Origin of the sequence: Streptomyces sp. B1866, assembly GCF_031932565.1 — a bacterium.
GTDB lineage: Bacteria > Actinomycetota > Actinomycetes > Streptomycetales > Streptomycetaceae > Streptomyces.
Genome location: NZ_JAVSCF010000556.1, coordinates 1 through 905, shown reverse-complemented (window position 1 = coordinate 905; position 905 = coordinate 1). Strand labels below are relative to the sequence as shown.

Genomic DNA, 905 nt, shown 5'->3' with positions numbered 1-905 from the left:
GACACGCCTCCGCCACCGCGATCGACGCCGACCGCGCGTTCAAGGACCTCGGGTTCGACTCGCTCAGCGCGGTCGAACTGCGCAACCGGCTGGGCCAGGCCACCGGCCTGCGGCTGCCCGCCACGCTCGTCTTCGACCACCCCAACCCGATGGCGGTCACCCGGCTGCTGCTCGCCGAGATCGGCGGCGTCGCCGAGGCGCCGCGCCCGGCCGCGAAGACCCGGCAGGTGAAGCCGCGCCAGGCCGAGGCGGACGAGCCGCTGGCGATCGTGGGCATGAGCTGCCGGTATCCGGGTGGTGTGGCGTCGCCGGACGAGCTGTGGGAGCTGGTGGCGTCGGGCCGGGACGCGATTTCGGGCCTGCCGTCGGACCGTGGCTGGGATCTGGAGGGGCTGTACGACCCGGACCCCGACCAGCCGGGCAAGCTGTACACGCGCGGCGGCGGCTTCGTCGACGGCGTCGGCGACTTCGACGCGGACTTCTTCGGGATCAGCCCGCGTGAGGCGCTGGCCATGGACCCGCAGCAGCGGCTGCTGCTGGAAGCGGCCTGGGAAGCCCTGGAGAACGCGGGCATCGACCCGACCTCGCTGCGCGGCAGCGACACCGGCGTGTTCGCCGGCGCGGTGACCTCGGACTACAGCCGGTCGCTCCAGCCGGAACTCGACGGGTACCTCCTGACGGGCTCCACCACCAGCGTCATCTCCGGCCGTATCGCCTACAGCCTGGGCCTCGAAGGCCCCGCGGTGTCCGTGGACACGGCGTGCTCGTCGTCGCTGGTCGCCCTGCACCTCGCCGCGCAGGCCCTGCGGTCGGGCGAGTGCTCGATGGCGCTGGTCGGCGGCGTGTCGGTGCTGACCGGCCCGCACCTGCTGATCGACTTCAGCCGGCAGCGGGGTCTCGCGGCG

Annotated in this window: 1 protein-coding gene; it reads left to right on the top strand. The window is 73.5% G+C overall.

The features are described 5' to 3' along the window. The coding region (locus RKE29_RS30160) for a type I polyketide synthase (RefSeq protein ID WP_312008883.1) at positions 1 to 905 on the top strand (905 nt) is incomplete at both ends.